This window comes from Nocardia mexicana NBRC 108244 (assembly GCF_001613165.1).
GTDB classification, from domain to species: domain Bacteria; phylum Actinomycetota; class Actinomycetes; order Mycobacteriales; family Mycobacteriaceae; genus Nocardia; species Nocardia mexicana.
The window spans coordinates 1-8,269 of record NZ_BDBV01000161.1 but is presented as its reverse complement, the minus strand read 5'-3'; the positions used below and the strand labels follow the sequence as shown (position 1 = coordinate 8,269).

Annotated in this window: 10 protein-coding genes and 2 pseudogenes; 8 read left to right on the top strand and 4 right to left on the bottom strand. The window is 69.4% G+C overall.

Annotated features, from left to right (window positions below):
- Positions 1 to 191: pseudogene (locus NM1_RS43280) on the top strand (response regulator); the annotation flags it as partial.
- 132 nt (positions 192 to 323) lie between these two features.
- Here the strand turns inward: NM1_RS43280 and NM1_RS40440 are convergent.
- Genes NM1_RS40440 through NM1_RS40430 form a run of 3 tightly spaced genes read right to left on the bottom strand, consistent with a single transcriptional unit; the run spans position 324 to position 2,007 of the window.
- Entirely contained in the window at positions 324 to 1,163 is an 840-nt protein-coding gene (locus tag NM1_RS40440) for a helix-turn-helix domain-containing protein (protein ID WP_068033088.1), read from the bottom strand.
- Positions 1,160 to 1,711: a DUF6879 family protein gene (locus NM1_RS40435; protein WP_068033086.1), complete on the bottom strand. Its 552-nt coding sequence runs from the start codon at positions 1,709 to 1,711 to the stop codon at positions 1,160 to 1,162. The genes NM1_RS40440 and NM1_RS40435 overlap by 4 nt, the downstream gene beginning before the upstream one ends.
- A complete protein-coding gene (locus tag NM1_RS40430; RefSeq protein WP_068033084.1) occupies positions 1,711 to 2,007 on the bottom strand; it encodes a hypothetical protein in 297 nt (98 codons plus the stop codon). Before NM1_RS40430 ends, NM1_RS40435 begins: the two co-directional genes overlap by 1 nt.
- Before the next feature lie 455 nt (positions 2,008 to 2,462).
- Between NM1_RS40430 and NM1_RS40425 the strand changes: the two genes are divergently transcribed.
- The 5 genes from NM1_RS40425 to NM1_RS40405 all read left to right on the top strand — a co-directional run bounded on the left by NM1_RS40425 (position 2,463) and on the right by NM1_RS40405 (position 6,370).
- Complete coding sequence (locus NM1_RS40425) at positions 2,463 to 2,702, top strand: hypothetical protein (protein WP_068033082.1); 240 nt, start codon at positions 2,463 to 2,465, stop codon at positions 2,700 to 2,702.
- A 60-nt stretch (positions 2,703 to 2,762) separates the two neighbouring features.
- Positions 2,763 to 3,215 carry a flavodoxin family protein gene (locus NM1_RS40420; protein ID WP_068033080.1) on the top strand — a complete coding sequence of 151 codons (453 nt, stop codon included), beginning with the start codon at positions 2,763 to 2,765 and terminating at the stop codon, positions 3,213 to 3,215.
- Between the two features lie 149 nt (positions 3,216 to 3,364).
- Positions 3,365 to 4,063 carry a response regulator transcription factor gene (locus NM1_RS40415; RefSeq protein WP_068033078.1) on the top strand — a complete coding sequence of 233 codons (699 nt, stop codon included), beginning with the start codon at positions 3,365 to 3,367 and terminating at the stop codon, positions 4,061 to 4,063.
- Positions 4,064 to 4,143: 80 nt separating this feature from the next.
- Positions 4,144 to 5,340 carry a sensor histidine kinase gene (locus tag NM1_RS40410; protein WP_246011745.1) on the top strand — a complete coding sequence of 399 codons (1,197 nt, stop codon included), beginning with the start codon at positions 4,144 to 4,146 and terminating at the stop codon, positions 5,338 to 5,340.
- On the top strand, positions 5,327 to 6,370 hold the full coding sequence (locus NM1_RS40405; protein WP_068033074.1) for a DUF8320 family protein: 1,044 nt from the start codon (positions 5,327 to 5,329) through the stop codon (positions 6,368 to 6,370). Before NM1_RS40410 ends, NM1_RS40405 begins: the two co-directional genes overlap by 14 nt.
- Before the next feature lie 3 nt (positions 6,371 to 6,373).
- Here NM1_RS40405 and NM1_RS40400 read toward each other — a convergent pair whose 3' ends face one another.
- Positions 6,374 to 6,820, bottom strand: a complete 447-nt coding sequence (locus tag NM1_RS40400) for a hypothetical protein (protein ID WP_068033072.1) — start codon at positions 6,818 to 6,820, stop codon at positions 6,374 to 6,376.
- Positions 6,821 to 6,990: 170 nt separating this feature from the next.
- On the opposite strand from NM1_RS40400, the gene dapA reads away from it, so the two are divergent.
- Both dapA and NM1_RS40390 read left to right on the top strand, forming a co-directional pair.
- Positions 6,991 to 7,899 (top strand): 4-hydroxy-tetrahydrodipicolinate synthase, encoded by a 909-nt coding sequence (gene dapA, locus NM1_RS40395; protein WP_068033070.1) that lies wholly within the window; start codon positions 6,991 to 6,993, stop codon positions 7,897 to 7,899.
- Positions 7,896 to 8,269: pseudogene (locus NM1_RS40390) on the top strand (hypothetical protein); the annotation flags it as partial. The gene dapA and the pseudogene NM1_RS40390, both read left to right, overlap by 4 nt.

The following is an 8,269-nucleotide window of genomic DNA, read 5'->3' as shown; positions in this document are numbered from 1 at the left end:
CCGCGCCGATAGTCCCGCCGCCCCCCGCGGTCGGTTCCGGCATGGGCCCCGGCGGCCTGTACCCGGGCGTCACAACGCCGGCCCCCGTCCCCCTCCCGCCCGCCGCCACCCCGGGCGGCCCCGGCGTCGTCCCCTCACCGTCGTCCCAGGGCAAGGGCGACGGCCCCGACACCGGCCACATCGACAACTGACGCAGGAGTGTCACACCCGGCCGCGACTGCGCGGCCGGGTTACTTCTGTGGCTTGACCCGACTACTGTTCGTGCATTCTGAACAGGGCTTCGTCGGCCGACCCACGGACCGTGGCGAAACTAGCAAGAGTGCTCATTCGGCCCTCGTATGACGCTCCAGTGCATCTCCTATGAGTGCTTGGGCGGCGCCACCGTAGGCGGCCTGATCGGCGAGCAGGGAGAAGGTCTTCTCGTGTAGGGCGATTTCGGATGGGCGGGTGATGGTCAGTTCGGCGCTGACTGCTTCGGTGAGTACTTGCGCGCGGTCGTACATGATGAAGTTCGTTGCGGGCGCGCGGTATTCGGCGTCGAGGGGGATCACACCGAGTCGGAGGTTGGGGCGTTCCAGCTCTGTCAGTAGGTATTCGAGCTGTCCGGCCATCACAGCGTTGTCGCCGACGGTGCGGTGTAGCGTCGCCTCCCCGAGCAGGATGTGGAAGCGGTGTCCGCCGCGCTGGAGGACGTTGCGTCGTGCCATCCGCGTGGCAACAGCCTCGTCCAGATCGTCACGGCCTCCGGTGATGGCGATGCAGGCGCGCAGGATGGCGCGCGCGTAATCCTCGGTCTGCAGCAGGCCGGGCACGGTGTCGGGATCGAACCAGCGGATTAGGCGCGCCTGCGCTTCGAGTTCGAGGGATTGACGCTGTCGGTGCGCGTGGCCTGCTGCCAGGGTGCGCTGCCATTCCAAGTACATCGAGCGCAGGTTGTGCAGGCTGGCTACCAGGTCATCGAGGACGGCGAGGTTTTCGCACGCCTCGCACCAGGCGGCGAGATCGGCTTCGGACGGTGCTTGCTTCCCGAGTTCGATGCGGCTGACCTTGCTGGAATGCCAGCCGCACCGGACAGCGAGATCGACACCGGACAGGTGGGCGGCTCGGCGTAGCTCTCGAAGGCGTGCGCCGAGCGCGGCCCGCGCATCATTCACTGCATTCACGGCGTATTCGCATACTCACTTTCGGCGTATCGGGCGTGGTCGATGCCGTTCGGCCACAACGTCGCTCGTGCTTGTGCGCAGAGGCCGACGATGCCCGGATCTGTCGTGATCGACAGGCCCGTGAACTCTCCTGCCTCGTTAAAGGTAGTGAAGGCCACTTTGTCGTCATCGAACAGCCAGAAGTCATCGCTGGGTACGTCGGTCGGTTCGGTCAAGTGTCGCGGCAGCCACCGGACCACTTCCCCGACCTCGACTCGCGTGTGCGTCTCGCTGAGCAGCCATCGCGTGTAGTCCGAGTGCGGAACGGTTACCACCCGCAGTCGTTCGAGTGCGATGCCGCGCTCGGCCGACTCGACCATCAGGTCATCCCACGCTTTCCATGACTCCGGCTGCTCCTCGATCTCGTAGGACTCCCCGGCCGCCCAGCGGCGCAGAGCTTCGATTTCATCGGCCACAGCGTAGGAGTCCTTCACCTCCAGGTGGAAGGCACGGCGGCGCGTGGCGCGAAACAGCGGCTCGAAGATTCCGTCACCGGCGACGTAAAGCATCAGGCCACCACCACGGCGGTTTCGTTGTCGGCGAGGGTGAGCTTGGCTCGGATTCCCGGCGTGACAGGTTCGCCGGTCACGAGAAACGCGCCGGGTGCCGCGCTCGCCTCGATCGGCAGCTTCATGGCGGGCTCGAGCCAGTCGATCAGGACATGAGGAACCAGCACAGTCCCGGAGCGGTCGGTGATATCGCCTTGTACGACGAGTTCGCCGGTGTCATCGCAGACGTACACGGCTGGGCAGCCGCCGTGGCCCGAGCCGGAACCGAGAAGTCGCAACTGCATTTCAGAGTCCATTACGAGACCTTCCTTTGCGAGTTGGCAGAGCATTCATCGCAAAGCCTCCCAGTGAAGAACTACTACATGCAAGGCTGTGCGCAAAGGGCTGCAAAGTTCTATCGAACTGAGGCGACACGCGCCTAGCGTCCGTACTGCGCCCCGCCGTCGGGTCGAACCGGCCTCGGCTTCGGTCCCTCGACGGCGGGTGCAAGCCAACCGGAATGACGGAAGGGGCGGGCTGTGAGCACACCATCGCTGGGGGAAGGCGATGTCCCGTGGACGTTCGAATACCCGCCAGAACACCGCCCTCGCGGCTATCTCCACCACGACGACGGCACCTGGTCGTTCGTCGGGGACGACGGATGGCCAGTCACCCCGGAGGAGTTTCTTGCCGAGGCTACGAGTGGACCTGCAGCGGCGACGGTGCCCCTCATTGATGCAGATTCGGCGTCCTTCACCGATATGGAGGCGCGGTGACCAGCGGCATATGGGTGATCATCGGATTCGTGGTGGTGCTCGGCCTGCCGCTGGCGGTCGTCGTCGGAGCGATCTGGTGGCCCGAGCGAATTCCGACAGAACGATCGGTGGACGGCATCCGCCACCGCGTCGAGGAAGAAGATTGCTCGAGTCCTGGTCAGAAGCCCCCCGGCGTATTCGCGCCGAGAATGTCCCGCCAGGGCGACGGGTCCGCCGCCGGAGGTGTCGACTACTAACCCGGCCGCACGAGTGTCACACCCGGCCCGCTGCCGCGCGGCCGGGTTACGCTCGGCAACGTGGCCCGACTACTGATCGTGCATCACACGCCGTCTCCGCATATGCAGGACATGTTCGAGGCGGTGGTGTCCGGTGCGACGGATCCGGAGATCGAGGGTGTCGAGGTGGTGCGCCGGGCGGCGCTGACCCTTTCCCCCGTCGATGTGCTGGAGGCGGACGGATATCTGCTCGGCACCCCGGCGAATCTCGGGTATATGAGCGGGGCGCTGAAGCATGCGTTCGATGTCATCTACTACCCGTGCCTGGATTCGACCGGCGGCCGTCCCTACGGGCTGTTCATCCATGGCAATCAGGGCACCGAGGGTGCGGAGGAGAGTGTCGACACCGTCACCACCGGCCTCGGCTGGGAGAAGGCCGCGGCGCCGGTGATCGTCATGGGACCGCCGACCAAGGAAGATCGTGAGCGCTGCTGGGAGCTGGGTGCCACGCTGGCGGCGCAACTGATGTCCTGATATGCGGCCCCCCGATTTCTGGTGGCTGACTCGAACAGCCCCGCCCCGGCATACTCGACACGAAGTACGTTCCGGTGCCTGTTTGATTTGCGCGCGCGGGTCGGTCACCGGGCGAGGTGTTCGGGATTCTGGGAAGAGGTGAGAGGGCCGTGGAAGCGCCACCACAGGGGACACCCGATCAGCCGGGAGTATCGCAACCGCGCCGCCGAATAGGTCTCGTCGAGGATCACGAGTCCGTGGCGCTCGGCCTGGCCTCCATGCTGGCCTCCGAACCCGACCTCGAGCTCGTGCTGGCGGCCGGTACCGTGGCCGAATTGCTTTCCGCGGGACCGCAATTGGACCTGGTGGTGCTGGATCTGCGGCTGGCCGACGGCTCCACCCCGCAGGACAATGTGCGCGCCCTGCGCGGGCGCGGGCTGGAGGTGCTGGTGTTCACCGGCGCCGACAATCCGTTCCTGGTGCGGTCCGCGGCACGGGCCGGGGTGCTGGGCGTGGTGCGCAAGTCCGAGGACGTGCAGACCGTGGTGGCGGCGGTGCGCGCGGCGGCCTCCGGCGAACAGGTGGTGACGACCGACTGGGCCGCGGCCATCGACGGTGACCCGCAGCTGCCGGACGTCGGGCTGAGCCCGCGCCAGCAGGAGGTGCTCACGCTGTACGCGTCGGGCGAGAAGGCGTCGCGGGTGGCGCGCATGACCGGCCTGTCCGAACAGACCGTCAACGACTACCTGGGCCGCATTCGCCAGAAGTACGCCGACGCCGGGCGGCCCGCGCCGACCAAGACCGATTTGTACAAGCGAGCGGTCGAGGACGGCTGGCTGCCCGTGCCCGAACGCCACCCCCGGGCATGACCGCTGCCGGCACGTTGGACGCACCGATCGTTCGAACGGGACCGCTGGTGCGGACCGGAGCGTGGTGGCGCGGACATTCGGTGAGCGAGGAAACGGGCGCGGTGGCGTTCGATCGGATCATTCGGCGGCTCGGCCTGTCCATGGGGATCGGCGGGATGATCATGGGTCTGGTCGATCTTCCCGAGATCGTCGCCCAGAGCCGGGTCGCGCCCGCGTGGTGGGCGCCGGTGGCGGCGTTGCTGGTCTTCGCCGGGTTCCCGGTGCTGGCCGCGGTGTCGATCCGGTGGGAGCCCCGGACGATTCGCGCGGTGGCCGGCGCCACGGCGCTCGGCTATCTGGCGGCGCTCGCCACGCTGCCCTTCGCCGTGGACGCCCACAGCGTGGACGCGACCTCGGTGTGGCTGTACCGGATGCTGCCGCTGGGCATGCTGACCGCCGCGCTGGCGTGGCCGCTGCTGGTGGCGGCCGGATATCTGCTGCTGGGCTCGGTGGCGGTGGCGCTGACCGATATCTATCTCGTCGAGGATTTCACGGCGATGTCGGCGCTGAGCGCGTTCGCGCGGGCGTTCGGGCTGTCGACGCTGCTGCTGTGGTGCGTGGTCAGCGCCCTGGGGGCCGCCGCCCGGGTCGACCGGGAGTCGGCGCGGGCCAGCCGCCAGGCGGCGTCGTCGGCCGCGGCGTCCGCGCGCGACCACGAGCGCTCCCGGTTCGCGGCGCTCATCCACGACGCCGTGCTGTCCACCCTGCTCGACGCCTCGCGCGGCAACGAGCGCTCCGCGGTGCTGCACCGGCAGGCCGAGCACACCCTGGAACAGCTCGACGAGATCCGGGTCGCCGCGCGCGAACCCGATGTGCTCGACGCCCGCGCGGCGGTGATCTTCCTCCGCTCGGCGGTGCACGAGATCAATCCCGCGATCCGGTTCGCCACCCGGACCTGGCCCGGCTTCGACGATCTGCGCATGCCCGTGCACGCCGCCACCACCGTGGCCTCGGCGCTGGCGGAGGCGGTCCGCAACAGCCTGCGCCATGCCGCGGTGGCCGGGCAGCCGGTGCACCGCGCCGTCACCTGCACCATCAGCGCGGGCAGTATCCGGCTGGTGTTCACCGACGACGGTGCGGGATTCGACGTGCGGCGGGTGTCGGCCGACCGGCTGGGCATCTCGGTGAGCATTCTCGGGCGGATGCGGCAGCTGTCCGGTGGCGCCGGATTCGTGGAATCACAACCGGGGGAGGGAACGACCGTGACGCTCGTGTGGGGCGGCGATGGTTCGAATTGACCTGCGGGACAACGATATCGACGCGGGATTCGGATTGCGCGAGCTGCTCGGCCTGCGCGGCAGCACGGCCTGGTTGTTCCTGCTGATCCTGGAACTGACCATCGTGCTGTACATGCTGCGCAACCTGTCCGCGTCGCCGCCGTGGGCGGTGTTGGCCGCGCTGGTGGTGCAGGTGGTCGCCGGTGCGCTGGCGCTGGTGGTGGCCACCGATCCGCTGCCGTGGCCGGTGACCGGGTTCATCGTGGCCGCGGGGCCGGTGGCCACCGCACTCACGGTGTCGCACTTGGATTCCGAGCACGCGGGTCACATGGTGTGGACGACCTTCGTCACGTCCTATGTGATGGCGGTGCTGGTGTTGCGCGGCCGGATGGGGGCGGCCTGGCTGGGGGTGGCCGGGGTGGTGGCGGTCGATGCGATAGCCGCCCTGCGGATCGGCACCGCGGACGGCGCGATCTCCGCCGCGCTCGTCCCGGTCGGCACGGTCACCGCGATCTCGGTATTCGCGGTGATCATCCGCCCGACCCAGCGTTCGCTGCGAATCCTCCGGGAGGAAGCGACGATTCGCGCCGCGGCCGAGGCGACGATGGCCGCGGCCGACGGCGAACGGATCCGGCAGCTGGCGCGGTTGGACCGGGTGGCGCGGCCGATCCTGGAGCGCATCGCCGACGGCGCCGAACTCACGGTGGCCGAACGCGAGGAATGCCGCCTGCTGGAGGCCGAGCTGCGCGACGGCCTGCGCGCGCCGCAGTTGGTGAGCGAGGAGCTCAGCGGCGCCGCGCGGGGTGCCCGCGCCCGCGGGGTCGAGGTGGTGCTGCTCGACGACGGTGGCTTCGCCGGTGCGCCGCACTGGGTGCGCCAGCGCGTGATAGACGCGGCCACAAGGGAATTGGATGCCGCCAACGCGGGCTCCGTGACCGTGCGGGTGCTGCCGCTGGGCCGTCGGGTGCTGGCGACGGTGCTGGCGAACGCGCCGGATCACGACCGCCGCACGGAGATCGACACCGACGGGAACGTGTCCGTATCGACCTGACCCTCAGTCGTCGCAGCGGCCGGGGCCGCCCTTGCGCATCTGGTCGCGCAGTGCGTCCTGGACCGTGCTGGACAGCCAGGAGTTCAACGACATCCCGCTCTGTGCGGCGGCCTGCTCGGCGCGCGATTTGATCTGATCGACCATGCGCAGGGTCACGCGGCTGATATCGCCGGTCAGGTCCTCGAAGCTCGGCTGGTCGTTGCTCCGCTCGGTCGGCCGGACGTCGACGTGGGCGTCGGTGCCGTCCACCGAGACGTGCACGGTGCGGTCGCCGAGCGTCTCGCTGATCTCGGCGGCCAGGTCGGACAGCGCCGCCAGCAGTGCCAGCCGCGCGGAGTTCTCGGTGGCCGCGGCCAGGGCGGCGGCGGTGGCCTGGGTCTTCTCGTCGCCGAGGGCGGCGGCCGCGACCAGGTCCTCACGCAGCTGCGCGGTGTACTTGTTCAAATCCATGACACCAGCATGACAGCGCGGGTGGCGTCACGCCACCGCCAATTTGACGTCACCCGTGGCGTCGGTGTGCCGGTGGGTTGCTCCCACCGGCTCTCGAACCGGTCACATCGGCGGCATCGGTGGCGGAGGCGGCGCAAACATGCGGAGCCGACCGGGTAGCCTTGCTGACCATGACGAACGGTGAACCGACGCGAAGTGAGCTGCGCGCGTCCGGCACGGTCGGTGTCGCGATGGTGACCCCCTTTACCGCCGAGGGCAAGCTCGATGTCGATGCCGGTGTCGCCCTGGCCAACCGCCTGGTCGATCGCGGTGTCGACCTGCTCGCGATCTCCGGGACCACCGGTGAATCGCCGACCACCACCGAGTCGGAGAAGTTCGATCTGCTGCACGCCGTCGTCGATACCGTCGGCGACCGCGCGACGGTGATTGCCGGCGCGGGCACCTATGACACCGCACACAGTATCGAGCTGGCGCGCAATGCGCAGCGCGCGGGCGCACACGGCCTGCTGCTGGTCACCCCCTACTACTCGCGTCCGGCGCAGGAGGGGCTGCTGGCCCACTTCATCGCGGTCGCCGACGCCACCGACCTGCCGGTGACCCTCTACGACATTCCGCCGCGCTCGGTGGTGCCGATTCTGCCCGAGACGATCCGCCGCCTCGCCGAACATCCGCGCATCGTCGCGGTCAAGGACGCCAAGGGCGACCTCGGCGTCGGGGCCGAACTGATCGCCGAGACCGGACTGGAGTGGTACTCCGGCGACGATGTGCTGAACCTGCCGTGGCTGTCGGTCGGCGCGGCCGGATTCATCAGCGTCATCGGGCATCTCGTCCCGGAGCGGCTGGTGGCGCTGCGCGAGGCCTACCTCGCGGGTGATGTCGCGGGCGCCCGCGAGATCCACGTGAGCATGCTGCCGCTGATGCGGGCTATGGCCCGGGTGGGCGGCGTGGCCATGACCAAGTGCGGGCTGCGCCTGATCGGCGTCGAGGTGGGCGAGCCGCGGTTGCCGCAGCTGATGCCCGACGGGGAGTTGCTGCACCTGATCGCGGCGGATCTGGAGGCGGCGGGGGTGTACGCATGAGTGATTCGGAACAGCACCGTCCGCGCCGCAGAGCCGCCGCACGTCCCGCCGGGGCCCCGGCGCCCGCACCGGAACCGCGGCAGCGGCCCGAACCGGTCGCGCAGTCCGAACAGTCCACGCAGCAGCCGCAGGGCGAACGGTCCACCCAGCAGGCCCAGGCCGCACCGCCCGCGCAGCGGCCGCAGGGCGAAACATCCGCGCAGCAGGCGCCGCCCGACGCGGTCGCGCAGGAGGCCAAGGCCGCCGCGCGGGAGGAGCAGCAGCTGGCCAAGGCGGCCGAGCAGGATCTGCGGGAGGCGGAAAAGCCTGCGCCGCAGGGTGGTTCGGGCGGATCCGGCCGGTCCGAGCGCCCGGATCGCCAGCGCCGCGG